This window comes from Pseudomonas sp. HMSC065H01 (assembly GCF_001815235.1).
Lineage (GTDB): Bacteria > Pseudomonadota > Gammaproteobacteria > Pseudomonadales > Pseudomonadaceae > Pseudomonas > Pseudomonas aeruginosa.
The window spans coordinates 335,909-353,117 of sequence record NZ_KV819906.1 but is presented as its reverse complement, the minus strand read 5'-3'; the positions used below and the strand labels follow the sequence as shown (position 1 = coordinate 353,117).

Annotated in this window: 16 protein-coding genes; 7 read left to right on the top strand and 9 right to left on the bottom strand. The window is 66.0% G+C overall.

Annotated elements, in window-relative coordinates:
• Window positions 1–4: 4 nt before the first annotated feature.
• From HMPREF3014_RS21945 to HMPREF3014_RS21935, 3 genes are read right to left on the bottom strand one after another with little or no spacing between them, the layout of a single operon-like run.
• On the bottom strand, window positions 5–385 hold the full coding sequence (locus tag HMPREF3014_RS21945) for a VOC family protein (protein ID WP_034068082.1): 381 nt from the start codon (window positions 383–385) through the stop codon (window positions 5–7).
• Between the two features lie 14 nt (window positions 386–399).
• Window positions 400–1,560, bottom strand: a complete 1,161-nt coding sequence (locus tag HMPREF3014_RS21940) for an acyl-CoA dehydrogenase family protein (protein WP_003085913.1) — start codon at window positions 1,558–1,560, stop codon at window positions 400–402.
• 45 nt (window positions 1,561–1,605) lie between these two features.
• Window positions 1,606–2,433: an HTD2 family dehydratase gene (locus HMPREF3014_RS21935; RefSeq protein ID WP_003085910.1), complete on the bottom strand. Its 828-nt coding sequence runs from the start codon at window positions 2,431–2,433 to the stop codon at window positions 1,606–1,608.
• A 116-nt stretch (window positions 2,434–2,549) separates the two neighbouring features.
• Here HMPREF3014_RS21935 and HMPREF3014_RS21930 point away from each other — a divergent pair, with 116 nt between their 5' ends.
• Complete coding sequence (locus HMPREF3014_RS21930; RefSeq protein WP_003085908.1) at window positions 2,550–3,446, top strand: LysR family transcriptional regulator; 897 nt, start codon at window positions 2,550–2,552, stop codon at window positions 3,444–3,446.
• Between the two features lie 133 nt (window positions 3,447–3,579).
• Here the strand turns inward: HMPREF3014_RS21930 and HMPREF3014_RS21925 are convergent, their stop codons facing one another.
• Window positions 3,580–4,524: a LysR family transcriptional regulator gene (locus HMPREF3014_RS21925; protein WP_003085907.1), complete on the bottom strand. Its 945-nt coding sequence runs from the start codon at window positions 4,522–4,524 to the stop codon at window positions 3,580–3,582.
• Between the two features lie 219 nt (window positions 4,525–4,743).
• On the opposite strand from HMPREF3014_RS21925, the gene HMPREF3014_RS21920 reads away from it, so the two are divergent.
• Together HMPREF3014_RS21920 and HMPREF3014_RS21915 are read left to right on the top strand one after the other, a co-directional pair.
• A complete protein-coding gene (locus HMPREF3014_RS21920; protein ID WP_003105982.1) occupies window positions 4,744–6,939 on the top strand; it encodes an FUSC family protein in 2,196 nt (731 codons plus the stop codon).
• 268 nt (window positions 6,940–7,207) lie between these two features.
• Window positions 7,208–7,474 carry a DUF2790 domain-containing protein gene (locus HMPREF3014_RS21915; protein WP_003085904.1) on the top strand — a complete coding sequence of 89 codons (267 nt, stop codon included), beginning with the start codon at window positions 7,208–7,210 and terminating at the stop codon, window positions 7,472–7,474.
• Between the two features lie 217 nt (window positions 7,475–7,691).
• On the opposite strand, the gene HMPREF3014_RS21910 is transcribed toward HMPREF3014_RS21915, so the two are convergent.
• Window positions 7,692–9,251, bottom strand: a complete 1,560-nt coding sequence (locus HMPREF3014_RS21910; protein WP_003105980.1) for a sigma-54-dependent phenylalanine hydroxylase transcriptional regulator PhhR — start codon at window positions 9,249–9,251, stop codon at window positions 7,692–7,694.
• 283 nt (window positions 9,252–9,534) lie between these two features.
• On the opposite strand from HMPREF3014_RS21910, the gene phhA reads away from it, so the two are divergent.
• The 4 genes from phhA to pbpG all read left to right on the top strand — a co-directional run bounded on the left by phhA (window position 9,535) and on the right by pbpG (window position 13,226).
• Window positions 9,535–10,323 (top strand): phenylalanine 4-monooxygenase, encoded by a 789-nt coding sequence (gene phhA, locus HMPREF3014_RS21905; protein ID WP_003105977.1) that lies wholly within the window; start codon window positions 9,535–9,537, stop codon window positions 10,321–10,323.
• Between the two features lie 104 nt (window positions 10,324–10,427).
• A complete protein-coding gene (locus tag HMPREF3014_RS21900; RefSeq protein ID WP_003085898.1) occupies window positions 10,428–10,784 on the top strand; it encodes a 4a-hydroxytetrahydrobiopterin dehydratase in 357 nt (118 codons plus the stop codon).
• Window positions 10,781–11,980, top strand: a complete 1,200-nt coding sequence (locus HMPREF3014_RS21895) for an amino acid aminotransferase (RefSeq protein WP_003114240.1) — start codon at window positions 10,781–10,783, stop codon at window positions 11,978–11,980. Before HMPREF3014_RS21900 ends, HMPREF3014_RS21895 begins: the two co-directional genes overlap by 4 nt.
• A gap of 313 nt (window positions 11,981–12,293) precedes the next feature.
• Complete coding sequence (pbpG, locus tag HMPREF3014_RS21890; RefSeq protein ID WP_003105974.1) at window positions 12,294–13,226, top strand: D-alanyl-D-alanine endopeptidase; 933 nt, start codon at window positions 12,294–12,296, stop codon at window positions 13,224–13,226.
• Window positions 13,227–13,248: 22 nt separating this feature from the next.
• On the opposite strand, the gene arfB is transcribed toward pbpG, so the two are convergent.
• The 4 genes from arfB to hppD form a co-directional block, all read right to left on the bottom strand.
• Window positions 13,249–13,662 carry an alternative ribosome rescue aminoacyl-tRNA hydrolase ArfB gene (arfB, locus tag HMPREF3014_RS21885; RefSeq protein WP_003105972.1) on the bottom strand — a complete coding sequence of 138 codons (414 nt, stop codon included), beginning with the start codon at window positions 13,660–13,662 and terminating at the stop codon, window positions 13,249–13,251.
• Window positions 13,663–13,782: 120 nt separating this feature from the next.
• Window positions 13,783–14,166: a lysozyme inhibitor gene (locus tag HMPREF3014_RS21880; RefSeq protein WP_003085889.1), complete on the bottom strand. Its 384-nt coding sequence runs from the start codon at window positions 14,164–14,166 to the stop codon at window positions 13,783–13,785.
• A 152-nt stretch (window positions 14,167–14,318) separates the two neighbouring features.
• The gene (locus HMPREF3014_RS21875; protein WP_003085884.1) at window positions 14,319–15,737 is read right to left on the bottom strand and encodes an amino acid permease; all 1,419 of its coding nucleotides are present in this window, start codon (window positions 15,735–15,737) and stop codon (window positions 14,319–14,321) included.
• 297 nt (window positions 15,738–16,034) lie between these two features.
• The gene (gene hppD, locus HMPREF3014_RS21870; RefSeq protein WP_003106569.1) at window positions 16,035–17,108 is read right to left on the bottom strand and encodes a 4-hydroxyphenylpyruvate dioxygenase; all 1,074 of its coding nucleotides are present in this window, start codon (window positions 17,106–17,108) and stop codon (window positions 16,035–16,037) included.
• Between the last annotated feature and the right edge of the window lie 101 nt (window positions 17,109–17,209).

The following is a 17,209-nucleotide window of genomic DNA, read 5'->3' as shown; positions in this document are numbered from 1 at the left end:
CGGCCTACAGCGGGTTGCTCAGTTCGATCAGGTTCAGGTCGGGGTCGCGCAGGTACAGCGAGAGGATCGGCCCGCCGGCGCCGGTGCACTGCACCGGGCCCTCGAGGATTTCCACGGCCTGCTGGCGCAGTTGCTCGGCCACCGCCTCGAGTGGCGTGGCGACGATGAAACAGAGGTCGGCGGACCCTGGCGTAGGTCGCTCGGCCTTGGGTTCGAATTCGCCCCCGGCCTGGTGCAGGTTGATCTTCTGCGCACCGAAGGCGAGGGCCTTGCGACCCGCGCCGAAGGTAACGGCGCGCATGCCCAGCACGCGGGTGTAGAAATCGATGCTGGCGTCGATGTCGCGGACGGTGAGCACCAGGTGGTCGAGACGGTCGATCTGCATGGGCGGCTCCCGCTTCAGAACGAGCGCGGCAGTTCGAGCAGGTGCTCGGCCACGTAGGACAGGATCAGGTTGGTGGAGATCGGCGCCACCTGGTACAGGCGGGTCTCGCGGAACTTGCGCTCGACGTCGTACTCGCAGGCGAAGCCGAAGCCGCCGTGGGTCTGCAGGCAGGCGTTGGCCGCCTCCCAGGAAGCTTTCGCCGCCAGGTACTTGGCCATGTTCGCGCTGGCCCCGGCGTTGAGCCCGGCGTCGTACTCCTGGCAGGCGCGCCAGCGCATCAGGTCGGCGGCCTCCACTTCGATGTGCGCCTCGGCGATGGGGAACTGCACGCCCTGGTTCTGCCCTATCGGCCGGCCGAAGACCACGCGGTCGCGGGCATAGTGGCTGGCCTTGTCGATGAACCAGCGGCCGTCGCCGATGCATTCGGCGGCGATCAGGGTGCGCTCGGCATTGAGGCCGTCGAGGATGTAGCGGAAGCCCTTGCCTTCCTCGCCGATCAGGCTATCGGCGGGGATCTCCAGGTTGTCGAAGAACAGCTCGTTGGTCTCGTGGTTGACCATGTTGGCGATCGGCTGCACGGTCAGGCCCTTGCCGATGGCCTCGCGCAGGTCGACGAGGAAGATCGACATGCCTTCGGACTTGCGCTTCACCTCGGCCAGCGGCGTGGTGCGCGCCAGCAGGATCATCAGGTCGGAGTGCTGGATCCGCGAGATCCACACCTTCTGCCCGTTGATCACATAGCGGTCGCCCTTGCGCACGGCGGTGGTCTTGATCTTGGTGGTATCGGTGCCGGTGGTCGGCTCGGTCACCCCCATCGACTGCAGGCGCAGCTCGCCGCTGGCCAGCTTCGGCAGGTAGAAGCGCTTCTGCGCCTCGCTGCCGTTACGCAGCAACGTGAACATGTTGTACATCTGCCCGTGCACGGTGCCGGAGTTGCCGCCGCAGCGGTTGACTTCCTCCAGGATCACCGAGGCCTCGGCCAGGCCCAGACCGGAACCGCCGTACTCCTCCGGGATCATCGCCGAGAGCCAGCCGGCGTCGGTCAGGGCCTTGACGAAGGCCTCGGGAAAACCGCGCTGCTCATCGATGCGGCGCCAGTAGGCGGCGTCGAATTCGGCGCAGAGGGCACGTACACCCTCGCGGATCGCGTTCAGCTCTTCGCTGTTCGGATTCATCGGTGACTCCTCGATTCTTGTCGTTGGATGGGCGCTGGGGCCCTTTCAGTCGAATTCCACGTCGCCGCGCTGGGCCAGGCCGGCGCCATTGCCGACCCATACCTCGGCCTTGCCGGCAGCGAGCAGGCGGCCGCCGACCTCGAACGGCTCGGGACAGATCAGCGGGCGCAGGCCGCGATAGGCGAAGCGACGCAGGCGCGCCTGCGGATTGGCCCGGCAGAACGCGCGCAGGGCCAGGGTGGCGATCAGCGGACCGTGCACCACCAGGCCCGGATAGCCTTCGGCATCGGTGACATAGGGCCAGTCGTAGTGAATGCGGTGGCCGTTGAAAGTCACCGCCGAGTAGCGGAACAGCAACACCGGATCGGGCTCCAGCGCCTCGCGCCAGTCGCCCTCGGGCAAGGCCTCGGTACCGCCGAGCTTGGGCGGGGTCGGTTCGCGGTAGACGATGTCGTGCTCTTCGCTCAGCGCCAGTTGGCCGTCCTGGCGGTAGTCGTGGCGCAGGGTGACGAACAGCAGCGCGCCGCTGCGACCGTGCTTCTCCTCGACCCGGAGGATGGTCGAGGTGCGGCTGGCCTCGCCGCCGACCCGCAGCGGCTGGTGGAACTCCAGGCGCCCGCCGGCCCACATGCGGTTGCGATCGTCCGCCGGCGGCAGGAAACCGCCGCGCGCCGGGTGGCCGTCGACGCCGAGGCCGGCGGCCTCCACCGGGTCCTGGAAGAACGCCCAGTGCCAGAGCGGCGGCAGCGCTTCGCCGTGGGCCGGGGTCGGCTCGCCGAAGGTGGCGGCGATGCGCTTGACCAGGTTGCGGCTCAATTGATCGTGGGTTTCTTCCTGGCGACCGATCCAGGGGGCGAAAGCGGACTCACTCATGCGTGGCTTCCCATGACCTAGGGGGTGATGGGAGGAGAATGATAGGATGCTAGCGTTTTGAGAATTTGCAATTACGCAATGGCGCGTTCGGATTTGCCGAACGCCATGGAGTGCCTATGCATTTCGATCTCGCCGACCTGCGCCTGTTCATCCATATCGCCGAGTCGCCCAGCCTGACCCAGGGCGCGCGCCGCGCCTTCCTTTCCCCGGCCGCCGCCAGCGCGCGGGTCAAGGCGCTCGAAGGCCAGCTTGGCAGCCGCCTGCTGTATCGCGACAGCCGCGGCGTCGAACTGACCCCGGCGGGCCAGCGCCTGCTACAGCACGCGCGGCTGATCATGCGCCAGGTGGAATACCTGAAGAGCGAGTTCACCGAGTACGGCAGCGACGCCGCCGGGCATATCCGCATCTTCGCCAATACCACCGCGGTCACCGAATTCCTTCCGGAAATCCTCGCCGGCTTCCTCGCCGCTCGTCCCGGGGTCACCGTCGACCTGCAGGAACGCCTCAGCCGCGACATTGTCCGCGGCGTGCTGGACGGCTCCACCGACCTCGGCATCATCGCCGGGCCGGTGGCGGCCAGTGGCCTGCAGGTCCTGCATTTCAGCACCGACCGCCTGGTGATGGCGGTGCCCCAGGGCCATCCGCTGGCCGGACAGGCCAGGGTACGCCTGCGCGACACCCTGCAGTTCCAGCATATCGGCCTGCCCGAGGGCACCACCCTGCACGCCTTCCTGTACGAACGGGTGGAGCAGATGGGCGAGCAGCTATCGCTGCGCATCCAGGTCTCCAGCTTCGAGGCGATCTGCCGGATGATCGAGGGCGGCGTCGGCATCGGCGTGATCCCGCAGTCCGCCGCGCGCCGCCACAGCCGGACGATGAAGCTGGCGACCATCGAACTCGACGAGCCCTGGGCGATCCGCGAGCGCAGCCTGCTGGTACGCGACCTGGAAGCACTGCCGAGTTGCCTGCGGGCGTTGATCGAGGAGTTGCAGAGGGTGGGAGACAGCCTGTAGGGCGGATAACGCCCCTGGCGTTGTCCGCGGGGCTCCGGAGAATCGGCGGACAACCGCCAGGCGGTTATCCGCCCTACGACTCCCGACAAGCCGGGGTGCGATCGTCGCGAAGGGCGCCGCCCACCACTCCCGCTCAGTTCGCCAACCCACCGCTCTCCGCCAGGCTGCGCTCGTCCGCGGCGAGCATCGCCGGCATGTGCTCGCGGAGGAACTCGACCCAGGTGCGGATCTTCGCATCCAGGTACTGCCGCGAGGGGTAGAGGGCGTAGACGTTGAGATGGAACAGGCTATAGCGCGGCAACACCCGCACCAGGCTGCCGTCCTTCAGGCCGTTGACCGCCGCGTACACCGGCAGCGCGCCGATACCCATGCCGGAGACCACCGCCTCGGTCATGGCGTCGGCGGTGTTGACCTGGAAATGCGTCTGGTTGATGCAGGCCAGTTCCTGGCCGTCGGGACCGTCGAACAGCCAGCGGTCCAGCGACATCACCGAGTTCACCAGGCGCAGGCAACGGTGCGCGGACAGCTCCGCCGGCAGCTTGGGGAAGCCGTGCGCGGCAATGTAGCCCGGCGAGGCGCAGAGGATGCTGTAGGTCTGGCCGATGCACTTGGAGACGAAACCGGAGTCCGGCAGCTCGGGGGCGATCACCACGGAAATGTCGTAGCCCTCGTCGAGAATGTCGGTGATCCGGTTGGCCAGGGTCAGGTCGAAGCCAACCTCCGGGTAGGTCTCGCAATATTGCGAGATGGCCTTGATCAGGTAGTGCTGGCCGATGCCGGTCATCGCGTGGACCTTCAGCGTGCCCGACGGCCGCGCATGGGCGTCGCCCGCCTCGGCCTCGGCCTCCTCGATGTAGGCGAGTATCTGCTGGGCGCGCATCAGGTAGCGCTGCCCGGCTTCGGTCAGCGCGATGCGCCGGGTGGTGCGATGCAGCAGGCGGGTCTGCAGGTGGGCCTCCAGCTTGGCCACCGCACGGGAGACATAGGCGGTCGTCAGGTCCAGGCGCTGGGCGGCGGCAGTGAAACTGCCGGTCTCCGCGACGCTGACGAACGCGCGCATATTGAACAGGATATCCATCACGGCCCTCTAGGCTCTGACGCTTATGGCGCGTCTCTTTTCCACGCAACCCGGAGGACACCCCAAGGCGGCGCAGATTCTGTCACGAGTCAACCCACCTATTATTGCCTTTTGTGACAAAAATTTTTCACCTATCCGAGCTCTTATCCGCAAGCGCGGGCGCTCCTAGAATTCCCAGCCGTTTCGGCCTCCCCTCGCCGTCGTTCAGGATTCGCAGCAGTGCCCCGCGCCACCCGGAAAGGTCTCCCCCTGGTTCCACCGGCTCCCCTCGCGTTCTTTCCCAGCCCCGACGAATTGCGCCGCGCCCTGCTCGAATGGGCGCGTAGCGACGGCGTCGCCTGGGTCTTCGTGTTCAAGGCCCTGCTCACCGCCAGCCTCGCCCTGTGGCTGGCCTATCGCCTGGAACTGCCGCAGCCGAGCACGGTGCTGGTGACGGTCTTCATCGTCATGCAGACGCAGAGCGGGCAGGTCCTGGCCAAGAGCTTCTACCGCATCGTCGGAACCCTGATCGGCCTCAGCGTGATGGTCACTCTGATCGCCCTGTTCGCCCAGGAGCGCGTGCTGTTCCTCGCCTGCCTGGCGCTCTGGGTCGGCCTGTGCACCGCAGGCGCCGCGCGCTACCGCGATTTCCGCGGCTACGCCTGCGTACTCGCCGGCTACACCGCGACCATGATCGGGATTCCAGCCACCGCGCACCCGGAAGGCGCCTTCATGGCGGCGCTGTGGCGGGTCCTGGAAATATCCCTGGGCATCCTCTGCACCGGTACCGTCAGCGCCATCTTCCTGCCGCAGACCAGCGGCGCCGCCCTGCGCAACACACTCTACGGGCGCTTCCGCGACTTCGCCGGGTTCGCCGCCGAAGGCCTGCAGGGCAGCCTCGACGGCGAGCGCTTCGGCGAGCTCAGCGCGCGCTTCGTCGCCCAGTCCGTGGGCCTGGAAAACCTGCGCAGCGCCACTACTTTCGAAGATCCGCACATGCGCCTGCGCAGCGGCCGGCTGATTCGCCTGAACAACGAATTCATGGTCATGACCAGTCGCTTCCACGGCCTCCACCGCCTGCTCGAACGCCTGCGCGGGCGCGGGGCGCAGAATGTCCTGGAGGTCCTGGCGCCCTGCCTGGCGGAGCTTGCCGGGCTGCTCGCGCCGATTCGCGAACGGACGCCCACCGACGCCGACGCCGCGCGCCTGGCCGAACGCATCGAGGCCTACAAGCCGGAACTGATGCAGAACATCCGCCAGGCCCGCCAGCGCCTGGTGGAGCAGCGCCCCGGCGAGAACGACCTGCTGGATTTCAACACCGCTGCCGAACTGGCCTTCCGTTTCACCGACGACCTGCACAACTACGCCCTGACCCACGCTTCCCTGGCCGAACACCACCATGCCCGCGAGCAATGGAAGGAAAGCTTCGTCGCCCGCGCCAACCCGGTCGCCGCGCTGGTCGCCGGAGCGCGCAGCGCGCTGATGATCGGCCTGCTCGGCACGTTCTGGATCCAGACCTCCTGGCCCCACGGCGGCACCTTCGCCCTCACCGCGGTACTGATCTCGGCGCTCTCCTCGACCTCGCCGAATCCCGGCCGGTTGTCGCTGCAACTCACCCTCGGGACCCTCGCCGGGGCCTGCACCGGGCTGTTCGTGCTGCTCTACCTGCTACCCCACGTGGACGGTTTCCCGATGCTGCTCTGCTGCCTGCTGCCGGTCTTCGCGGTCGGCGCCCTGCTGCTCTGGCGGCCGCAGTGGAACGGCTACGGCGTCGGCCTACTGGTGTGGTTCTGCTTCGCCTCGCTGCCGGCCAACATGGCGCGCTACGACGCCCTGGCCTTCTTCAACGAATACCTGGCACTACTCTTGTCGATGGTCCTCGCCACGGTCGCCGCCATGGTGATCCTGCCGCCGAACCGGCCGTGGATGTGGAAGCGCCTGGAGCACGACCTGCGCGAGCGGGTGGTGTTCGCCATCAGCGGCAAGAGCAAGGGCCTGGTCTCCGGTTTCGAAAGCGGCACCCGCGACCTGCTGAACCAGGCCTACACCTTCTCCGCCGGCCGCCCGGACGTGCAACGCCGGTTGCTGGGCTGGATGTTCCTGGTGCTGGAGGTCGGCCAGGCGATCATCGAGCTGCGCCTCGAACAGCAACGCCTGCCCCAGGAGCCCTGCTACGCCGAACGCACCGCCTGGCGCCGGGCGATCCGCCTGATGGGCCGGGCGCTGATCCGGCTGTTCCTGCAACCCGGGCCGAGCAACCGCCAGCGCGCCCTGCACGCGGTGAACCAGGCGATCATGGCGGTACGGGCGGCGCCGGAGCCGCGCGCACCGCAGTTCGATACCTCGCCGCTGCGACGGGTGCTCAGCTACCTGCACTTCATTCGCAGCGCCCTGCTCGACCCGCAATCGCCCCTGGGCCAGGAAAGAAACCCGTGAGCCGGTCGCAAAGCCGCGGCGCAGAAGGCCACAGGGATATTGTTACCGATCCGTACAAGGTTCTTGTCTTGACTGAGTCTATATGTCGCAGCCTATCCCAACTTACAATAAACCTAACAGCCGAAGTTAACTCCCGTTGAACTTCGACTCCGCAACTTGATTGCAGACTTACTTACCCAGCCTTGTTTATCGAGTTGCCCCGGTGACCTGTCCGCCTGTCTTCCGACGGCAGATCGTACCCACTCAGAAACTACTCAGGTAAATAGTAATGAAGGCTTTCGCCCTGATGGCCCTGTTCGCCTGCTCGCCGCTGGTGATGGCGGCTGGCGCCCAGGATCAACCTGCCAGCCAGCAGGAAAACGCTGTTGAAGAATATGCCTATGGCATGCAACTGGATGTGGCTCGCGTTATATCTTCAACCGACACTTCCAATGCCTGCGGCATCGTTCCCGCACGCATGACCTACGAAGATTCGAACGGCCAGAAACATACCGTCGAATATCAGGTCTGGGGCAACGGCTGCACTGGCGGCTAAACTCTGCTCGACCTCCGGGTCGACCTCCGAAGGATCGCGCCACGAGGGGCAGCTCGCCCATCCGGCGCGATCATTGTGTACTCGGCGGCGACAATCCCGCCCCTCGGCGAACATCCTGGCCGTCTTCCCCACGCCTCATCGTGCTGCCGCCCTTTCACAAGGGCCGACGCCTCCACCGTTTCTTTCCCAGCCTGCAACAAACCGGCAAGCATGCCGCTCAGCCCTCGCCTTGCCCCACGCCATGCTGGCGCAGCTTGTTCGCCGCCGTGGTATGCGAAACGCCGAGGCGCTTGCCCAACTGGCGGCTGCTCGGATGTTCGCGGAACAGGCGCTCCAGCACCGCCTTCTCGAAGCGCCCGACGATGGCGTCGAGGTCTCCTTCCAGGGAAAAATCCCCCAGCGGCTGCGGCGCGCCGTAGTCCGGCAGGCGGATGTGCTCGGCCTTGACCGTTCCCCCTTCGCACAGCGAAACCGCCTGGAACAGCACGTTTTCCAATTGCCGCACGTTGCCCGGCCAGTGGTAGCGTTCGAGACGTTCCAGCGCCTGCGCGGAAAGCTTCGGCAGGCCGCAGCCGATCTGCCGGCTGGCCTGGTCGAGGAAATGCTCGGCGAGCGGCGCCAGGCCATCCAGGCACTCGCGCAGCGGCGGGATGTGCAGCGAGAGCACATTGAGACGGTGATAGAGGTCCTGGCGGAATTCGCCCTTGGCGCAGAGTTCGGACAGGTCTACCTGGGTGGCGCAGATCACCCGCACGTCCAGGTACACCTCCTCGTCGCTGCCGACCCGGCGGAAACAGCCGTCCTGCAGGAAGCGCAACAGCTTGGCCTGCAGGCGCGGGCTCATCTCGCCGACGCCGTCGAGGAACAGCGTGCCGCCGGCGGTAAGCTCCAGCAGGCCGAGCTTGCCCTCCGGGCGGGCGCCCTCGAAGGCTCCCGGACCATAGCCGAACAGCTCGGTCTCGGCCATGGATTCCGGCAGGCCGGCGCAGTTCAACGCCATGAACGGCGACTGCCCGCGCGGGCTGGCCAGGTGGCAGGCGCGCGCCAGCAGCTCCTTGCCGGTGCCGGTCTCGCCCTCGATCAGCAGCGGCGCGTCCAGCGGCGCCATGCGCCGCGCCTCGCGGACCACCGCGGCCATTACCCGCGAACTCTGGAAGATACTGTCGAAGCCACGCAGCTCCTGCTTGCGCACATGGTAGATGCGCTCGCCGACGCGATCCGCGCGATGCAGGGTCAGCACCGCTCCAGCCAGCGCCTCGCTCTCGTCGTGCTCGGATTGCAGCGGCGCGATGTCGGCGAGGAACACGTCGCCCTTCACCTTCACCCGCAGCCCGTTGATCCGCGCCTTGTTGGCGCGCACCAGTTCGGGCAGGTCGAGGTCCTCCACATAGCGCGACAGCGGAATCCCCGGCACCTCGTCGACGCGCACGCCGAGCAACTGCGCGGCGGCACGGTTGGCGGCGACGATCTGCCCGCCCATGTCCACCGAGAGCACCGGGAAGTCCAGGGCGGCGAGCAGCGCGTTGAGTTCCAGGTGCCGGCGCTCGCTGGGCATCAGGCCGACGCGCTTGACCCCGAAGACCCCCGGCACCGCCTCCAGCTTGGGCCGCAACGACTGCAACTGGAGGTTGATCATGTTCGGACAGAGCAGGTAGATGGCGTTGCCCTGGTCGCCGCCGACTTCGCCGCGATTGACGTTGATGCCGTAGTCGACCAGCAGATTGAGGATGTCGCGGAGGATGCCTACACGGTTCTGGCAGTGCACTTTGATACGCATGGCGTGGCCCGGTGTTGTCGTTCTGATGGGCTCGCGGCCGGTTTTTTAACTCCCGGCCGGAAATTTCCGTCAAGAATATGTGACAGTTAGACTCACCAGCAACAATGCCTGACCCAATGAACAGGCGACCCAGGCCAATTCGTAAGGAAAACTTTACGAAAACGCCGATTCCTCCCCGTTGCCCGGTCCCTATCCGGGGCTGCACGGACCGTCCCGACGCGGTATCGATAAGGCAACGACAACAACAAAGACCCCGCGGCCACAAGCCGCTCATGGAGTCCGTATGAAAACGACGCAGTACGTGGCCCGCCAGCCCGACGACAACGGTTTCATCCACTATCCGGAAACCGAGCACCAGGTCTGGAATACCCTGATCACCCGGCAACTGAAGGTGATCGAAGGCCGCGCCTGTCAGGAATACCTCGACGGCATCGAACAGCTCGGCCTGCCCCACGACCGGATCCCCCAGCTCGACGAGATCAACAGGGTTCTCCAGGCCACCACCGGCTGGCGCGTGGCGCGGGTTCCGGCGCTGATTCCGTTCCAGACCTTCTTCGAACTGCTGGCCAGCCAGCAATTCCCCGTCGCCACCTTCATCCGCACCCCGGAAGAACTGGACTACCTGCAGGAGCCGGACATCTTCCACGAGATCTTCGGCCACTGCCCACTGCTGACCAACCCCTGGTTCGCCGAGTTCACCCATACCTACGGCAAGCTCGGCCTCAAGGCGAGCAAGGAGGAACGCGTGTTCCTCGCCCGCCTGTACTGGATGACCATCGAGTTCGGCCTGGTCGAGACCGACCAGGGCAAGCGCATCTACGGCGGCGGCATCCTCTCCTCGCCGAAGGAGACCGTCTACAGCCTCTCCGACGAGCCGCTGCACCAGGCCTTCAATCCGCTGGAGGCGATGCGCACGCCCTACCGCATCGACATCCTGCAACCGCTCTATTTCGTCCTGCCCGACCTCAAGCGCCTGTTCCAACTGGCCCAGGAAGACATCATGGCGCTGGTCCACGAGGCCATGCGCCTGGGCCTGCACGCGCCGCTGTTCCCGCCCAAGCAGGCGGCCTGACGAGAAACGCCGCCGCCGCGGCTGACCCCGCGGCGGCCTTGTACTATGGTGGACGGGCACGGCCCGTCCGCCGCTCCCACATGCGACAACCAAGGACTCCCACCATGACCGCACTCACCCAAGCCCATTGCGAAGCCTGCCGCGCAGACGCCCCGCACGTCAGCGACGAAGAACTGCCCGTGCTGCTGCGGCAGATCCCGGATTGGAACATCGAAGTCCGCGACGGCATCATGCAGCTAGAGAAGGTCTACCTGTTCAAGAACTTCAAGCATGCCCTGGCCTTCACCAATGCCGTCGGCGAGATATCCGAGGCCGAAGGCCACCATCCGGGCCTGCTGACCGAGTGGGGCAAAGTCACCGTGACCTGGTGGAGCCACTCGATCAAGGGCCTGCACCGCAACGATTTCATCATGGCGGCGCGCACCGACGAGGTAGCGAAAACCGCCGAGGGGCGCAAATGAGTCATTTCGCCAAGGTCGCCCGCGTACCGGGCGACCCGATCCTGGGCCTGCTCGACGCCTACCGCAACGATCCGCGCGCGGACAAGCTGGACCTCGGCGTCGGTGTCTACAAGGATGCCCAGGGCCTGACCCCGATCCTGCGCTCGGTGAAACTCGCCGAGCAGCGCCTGGTCGAGCAGGAAACCACCAAGAGCTACGTCGGCGGCCACGGCGATGCGCTGTTCGCCGCGCGCCTGGCGGAACTGGCGCTCGGCGCCGCCTCGCCGCTGTTGCTGGAGCAACGCGCCGACGCCACCCAGACGCCCGGCGGCACCGGCGCCTTGCGCCTGGCCGGCGACTTCATCGCCCATTGCCTGCCCGGCCGCGGCATCTGGCTGAGCGACCCGACCTGGCCGATCCACGAGACCCTGTTCGCCGCCGCCGGCCTGAAGGTTTCCCACTACCCCTACGTCAGCGCCGACAACCGCCTGGATGTCGAGGCGATGCTTGCTGGCCTGGAGCGCATTCCCCAGGGAGACGTGGTGCTGCTGCATGCCTGCTGCCACAACCCGACCGGTTTCGACCTGAGCCACGACGACTGGCGCAGGGTGCTCGACGTGGTGCGTCGCCGCGAGCTGCTGCCGCTGATCGACTTCGCCTACCAGGGCTTCGGCGACGGTCTCGAGGAAGACGCCTGGGCGGTACGCCTGTTCGCCGGCGAACTGCCGGAGGTGCTGGTCACCAGTTCCTGCTCGAAGAACTTCGGCCTGTACCGCGACCGCGTCGGGGCGCTGATCGTCTGCGCGCAGAACGCCGAGAAGCTCACCGACCTGCGTAGCCAACTGGCCTTCCTCGCCCGAAACCTCTGGTCGACCCCGCCGGCGCATGGCGCCGAGGTGGTCGCGGCGATCCTCGGCGACAGCGAGTTGAAGGGACTCTGGCAGGAAGAGGTCGAAGGCATGCGCTCGCGCATCGCCAGCCTGCGCATCGGCCTGGTCGAAGCCCTGGCGCCGCACGGCCTGGCCGAGCGCTTCGCCCATGTCGGCGCGCAACGCGGGATGTTTTCCTATACCGGACTGAGCCCGCAGCAGGTCGCTCGGCTGCGCGACGAGCACGCCGTTTACCTGGTCTCCAGCGGCCGGGCCAACGTCGCCGGTCTCGACGCGCGCCGCCTCGACCGCCTGGCGCAAGCCATCGCCCAGGTCTGCGCGGACTGAACCCTCACGGTTACCCTGAGCCGGCTGTGATGGCCGGCTTTTTTTCGCCCCAGCGAATGCCGCGCACTCCCGCCGAGGCGGCGGATAACCGCGTTGCGGTTATTCGCCCTACCGCACCACGACCTTGTGGGCGTAGGGCGAATAACGCCACAGGCGTTATCCGCCGAACCTCTCTGAACCGGGCCAACCATAAGTCAGCACTTTCAAAGCCCTACGTGCTTTTCCTACAAAAGAGCATAAAATGCTCAATTATGGGCACCAGTTCACACTGCGCCCCACGGCCCCCACTTTCTCGTCTTAGTGAGCAACGCACGTGAGAAACCGTCTCCTGTCACTGGTCACCCTGTTCCTGTCCCTCAGCGTTGCCACCGCGGTATCCGCCTCCCCGCCGCCCAAGGCCGGGCTGCCGCTGCAACAGGAGCTGGCGTCGGGCAGCGCGCTGGTTACCGACCAGAACACCGGCAAGGTGCTCTACTCGCGCAACCCCGACCTGGTGGTGCCGATCGCCTCGATCACCAAGCTGATGACCGCCATGGTCGTGCTCGACTCGAAACTGCCGCTGGACGAGGTACTGCCGATCGCCATCAGCGAGACCAGCGAAATGCGCGGGGTGTTTTCCCGGGTGCGGGTCGGCAGCCAGATCAGCCGCCGGGACATGCTCCTGCTCGCCCTGATGTCCTCGGAGAACCGCGCCGCCGCCAGCCTCGCGCAGAACTATCCGGGCGGCAAGAACGCCTTCGTCAAGGCGATGAACGCCAAGGCTCACGCCCTGGGAATGAAGAACACCCGCTACGTCGAGCCGACCGGGCTGTCGCTGCACAACGTCTCCACCGCTCGCGACCTCACCCGCCTGCTGGTGGCCAGCCGGCAATATCCGCTGCTCAGTCAGTGGAGCACCACTCCGGAGAAGACCGTGGCCTTCCGCCACCCCAACTACACCCTGGGCTTCCGCAACACCAACCACCTGATCAACAACAAGACCTGGAACATCCAGTTGACCAAGACCGGCTTCACCAACGAAGCAGGCCACTGCCTGGTGATGCGCACCACGATCAACCGCAATCCGGTCAATCTGGTGGTGCTGGACGCCTTCGGCAAGTACACCCACTTCGCCGACGCCACGCGCCTGCGACGCTGGCTGGAAACCGGCCAGGTCACTGCGATCCCGGCCGCGGCCAAGGCCTATCGCCTGCAACGCGACCGCGAGCGCGGCCTCGGCCAGCCGGTGGCCCAGGCCGTACGCTGATCCGTCGCGAAGACCGGCCGGCTCAGAAATCCACCTTGCCGCGCCCGGCCTTCACCGCGCCGCGCTTGGCCTTGCCGTCCAGCCGGCGCTTCTGCGAGCCGCGCGTAGGCTTGGTCGGGCGGCGCGCCTTCTGCACCTTGGCCACGCTGCGGATCAACTCCGCCAGGCGCTCCAGGGCATCCTCGCGGTTCTGCTCCTGGGTCCGGTACTGCTGGGCCTTGATCACCACCACGCCGTCGCCGCTGATGCGCTGGTCGTTCAGTGCCAGCAGACGCTCCTTGTAGAACGGCGGCAACGACGAGGCCTGGATGTCGAAGCGCAGGTGCACCGCGCTGGAGACCTTGTTGACGTTCTGCCCGCCGGCGCCCTGGGCGCGAATGGCATTCAGCTCGATCTCATGGTCGGGCAGGTGGACGGCATTGGAGATGATCAGCATGGGGCGGCACGGTGGACCAACGGGCTGCCAGCATAACCCCTTTGCCGAGCGGAGAAGCAGGCCAAAAGAAACCCGGCCGCGGCCGGGTTCCTTCATTTCGGCTAAGGCGCCAGGTCGAACTCAACGCTCCTTGCAGGCGACCCCGTCGGTGGGCTCGCCGCCCTTCCAGTCGCCGTAGAGGGTGGCTTCCTCGCCCTTGGTCCACCAGATGTACTGGCCGGCGGCGTACTTGGCGCCGGAGGCGGAAATCACATTGCTGAAGACCAGCGTCGAGTTGTCGCTGACCGGCACCACGGCGAGGCTGTTGTCGCCCTTGTTCAGGTACTGCACGGTGAACTTGCGACCGTTCTCGCACTTGTAGTCGACGCTGCGGGTATCCAGCTTGGCATCCCCCGGCAGGGCCAGGTAATCGACCTGGGCGGTCTGCTTGTCGTCGTCGCTGCCGCCGCAGGCGACCAGGACCACGGGAACGGCAGCCAGAAGCAGCCAGAGCGCTTTTTTCATGGAAATCCCTCTAACGAGAAAAAATGGCGCTGCCACTGTAGGAATTCGGCACCTGCCGCGTCAACGACAGGCGCCCCTAGAAAAAGTCTTGTGGGCCGCCGGGACACGCAAAGGAGCGCTCCCCTCTCCTCTGCGCGCCGGCGCCCCATCGATCACTCGGTGACCGGCTTCACCCGCAGGCCCGGCATCGGCCGCGGGGCTCCCTTGAGTCGGTAGCAGGCCCACATCACCAGCAGCCAGACCGGGATGGCATAGACCGAGACCTGGATGCCGGGGATCAGCAACATGACGCCGAGGATGAACACCACGAAGGCCATGCACAGGTAGTTGCCGTACGGATACCAGAACGCGCGGAAGTGCGTGCGGGTGCCCTGGCGGTCCATCTGCGCGCGGAACTTCAGGTGCGCCATGCTGATCATCGCCCAGTTGATCACCAGCGCCGCCACCACCAGCGACATCAGCAGCTCCAGCGCCTGGTGCGGGATCACATAGTTCACCACCACCGCGAGGAAGGTCACCAGCGCCGATACCACCAGGGCGCGTACCGGTACGCCGCGCTTGTCGACCCTGGCCAGCGCGCGCGGGGCATCGCCCTGCTCGGCCAGGCCGAGAAGCATGCGGCCGTTGCAATAGGTGCCGCTGTTGTACACCGACAGTGCGGCGGTGAGCACCACGAAGTTCAGCAGGTGCGCGGCGGTGCCGCTGCCGATCATCGAGAAGATCTGCACGAACGGGCTGCCGCTGTAGGCATCGCCGGAAGCGTTGAGGGTCTGCAGCAGGCTGTCCCAGGGCGTCAGCGAGAGCAGCACGACCAGGGCGCCGATGTAGAAGATCAGGATGCGATAGATCACCTGGTTGATCGCCTTCGGGATCACCGTCCTCGGCTTGTCCGCCTCGGCCGCGGTGAAGCCGAGCATTTCCAGGCCACCGAAGGAGAACATGATGATCGCCATGGCCATCACCAGTCCGCTCACTCCGTTGGGGAAGAAACCGCCGTGTGCCCAGAGGTTGCTCACCGAAGCCTGCGGACCGCCGCTGCCGCTGAACAGCAGGTAGCAGCCGAGCAGGATCATGCCGATGATCGCCACCACCTTGATGATCGCGAACCAGAACTCGGCTTCGCCGAAGGCCTTGACGTTGGCCAGGTTGATCGCGTTGACGACGACGAAGAACAACGCCGCCGTGGCCCAGGTCGGCACCTCCGGCCACCAGTAGTGGATGTACTTGCCGACCGCGGTCAGTTCCGACATCCCGACCAGGATGTACAGCACCCAGCAGTTCCAGCCGGAGAGGAAGCCGGCGAAGCCGCCCCAGTACTTGTGCGCGAAGTGGCTGAAGGAGCCGGCGACCGGCTCCTCGACGATCATCTCGCCGAGCTGGCGCATGATCATGAAAGCGATGAAGCCGGCGATGGCGTAGCCGAGGATCATCGACGGGCCCGCCGACTTGAGCACCCCGGCCGAGCCGAGGAACAGGCCGGTGCCGATGGCGCCGCCGAGGGCGATCAACTGGATGTGACGATTCTTCAGGCCGCGCTTGAGCTCGCCCGAATGCGGATGTTGGCCGTCCATTGAATTATCTCACGCAAGTGGAAATTTATTGTTGTCGGAGGCGAAACGGGGCCGTGCGGCTCAGGCGGCAGGCGCACGGCGGGCGCCATGCAGGGCGCGTGGCGGCGGGCGGTCGGCTGGGCGGAGGGAGGACTCACGGATCATGCGTCACCTGTTTGTTGTTGTACGTGACGTGAATGGGCCGCCAGGCTCGTGGCTCGGCGGTGCGGGCAAGGCTGGCGCGATCGGCGCCGCTGGAACGGAAACGCGGAGCGCAAGGAAAACCGCCAGCCCCGGAAGAGGCTGGCGGCAGCGGGATCAGATCACGCCGCGGCGAATCTGGTCTTCCTCGATGGACTCGAACAGGGCCTTGAAATTGCCCTCGCCGAAGCCCTGGTTGCCCTTGCGCTGGATGATCTCGAAGAAGATCGGGCCGATCACCGTGTCGGTGAAGATCTGCAGCAGGATGCCGTCGTCGCCCGGGGCGCCGTCGATCAGCAGGTTCAGTTCGCGCAGTTGCTCGAGCGGCTCGCCATGCCCGGCGACGCGGGTGTCGACCTTCTCGTAGTAGGTGTCCGGGGTCGACATGAACTTCACGCCGTTGTCGCGCAGCTTGCGCACGGTGGCATAGATGTCGTCGGTGGTCAGGGCGATGTGCTGGATGCCTTCGCCATGGTATTCGCGGATGAATTCCTCGATCTGCGAGGTATCGTCGGCCGACTCGTTGATCGGGATGCGGATCTTCCCGCAAGGTGCGGTCATGGCGCGGGAGAACAGGCCGGTGAGCTTGCCTTCGATGTCGAAGTAGCGAATCTCGCGGAAGTTGGCGATGCGCTCGTAGAAACCGGACCAGACGTCCATCTGGCCGCGCTTGACGTTGTGGGTCAGGTGGTCGATGTAGGTCAGGCCGACCGAGTTGTCGTTGGCGCTGCGGCCTTCGATGAACTCGAAGTCGACGTCATAGATGCTGCGGTCGCCGTAGCGGTCGACAAGATACAGCAGCGAACCGCCGATGCCTTCCAGGGAAGGGATGTTCAGCTCGCCGAAGTTGGCGTGGCTGCCCACCAGCTTGGCGCCCTGGGATTCGGCGTAGGCGGCGGCCTGGGAAGCGTTCTTCACCCGGAAGGCCATGGCGCAGGCGCTCGGGCCGTGCTTGAGGGCGAATTCATGGACATGCCCGGTCGGGCTGCCGTTGAGCACGATGTTGATATCGTTCTGCTGGAACAGGAAGACTTCCTTGGAACGATGCTTGGCGGTTTCGGTGAAGCCCATCATGTTGAACAGCTGGCGCAGCTGCTCGATGCCCTTGGCGTCGGGGGCGGTGAACTCGACGAATTCGAATCCGTCGGTACCGATGGGATTGTGCTGTTCGATCTTGGCCACGGCGTTCATCCGGCCTCCTCGTTGTTCTTGTTGAATGGACCGCCGCCGGTCCAGGCGGCCGACGACATGGGAGATGCCTTCATCTCACCCCGTGGCGGCGCGGCGGACAA

Bases quoted from the DNA above. Each gene is read 5' to 3' on its own strand.
- HMPREF3014_RS21945 (WP_034068082.1), bottom strand. From the start codon at position 385: ATGCAGATCGACCGTCTCGACCACCTGGTGCTCACCGTCCGCGACATC.
- HMPREF3014_RS21940 (WP_003085913.1), bottom strand. From the start codon at position 1,560: ATGAATCCGAACAGCGAAGAGCTGAACGCGATCCGCGAGGGTGTACGT.
- HMPREF3014_RS21935 (WP_003085910.1), bottom strand. From the start codon at position 2,433: ATGAGTGAGTCCGCTTTCGCCCCCTGGATCGGTCGCCAGGAAGAAACC.
- HMPREF3014_RS21930 (WP_003085908.1), top strand. From the start codon at position 2,550: ATGCATTTCGATCTCGCCGACCTGCGCCTGTTCATCCATATCGCCGAG.
- HMPREF3014_RS21925 (WP_003085907.1), bottom strand. From the start codon at position 4,524: ATGGATATCCTGTTCAATATGCGCGCGTTCGTCAGCGTCGCGGAGACC.
- HMPREF3014_RS21915 (WP_003085904.1), top strand. From the start codon at position 7,208: ATGAAGGCTTTCGCCCTGATGGCCCTGTTCGCCTGCTCGCCGCTGGTG.
- HMPREF3014_RS21910 (WP_003105980.1), bottom strand. From the start codon at position 9,251: ATGCGTATCAAAGTGCACTGCCAGAACCGTGTAGGCATCCTCCGCGAC.
- phhA (WP_003105977.1), top strand. From the start codon at position 9,535: ATGAAAACGACGCAGTACGTGGCCCGCCAGCCCGACGACAACGGTTTC.
- HMPREF3014_RS21900 (WP_003085898.1), top strand. From the start codon at position 10,428: ATGACCGCACTCACCCAAGCCCATTGCGAAGCCTGCCGCGCAGACGCC.
- HMPREF3014_RS21895 (WP_003114240.1), top strand. From the start codon at position 10,781: ATGAGTCATTTCGCCAAGGTCGCCCGCGTACCGGGCGACCCGATCCTG.
- arfB (WP_003105972.1), bottom strand. From the start codon at position 13,662: ATGCTGATCATCTCCAATGCCGTCCACCTGCCCGACCATGAGATCGAG.
- HMPREF3014_RS21880 (WP_003085889.1), bottom strand. From the start codon at position 14,166: ATGAAAAAAGCGCTCTGGCTGCTTCTGGCTGCCGTTCCCGTGGTCCTG.
- HMPREF3014_RS21875 (WP_003085884.1), bottom strand. From the start codon at position 15,737: ATGGACGGCCAACATCCGCATTCGGGCGAGCTCAAGCGCGGCCTGAAG.
- hppD (WP_003106569.1), bottom strand. From the start codon at position 17,108: ATGAACGCCGTGGCCAAGATCGAACAGCACAATCCCATCGGTACCGAC.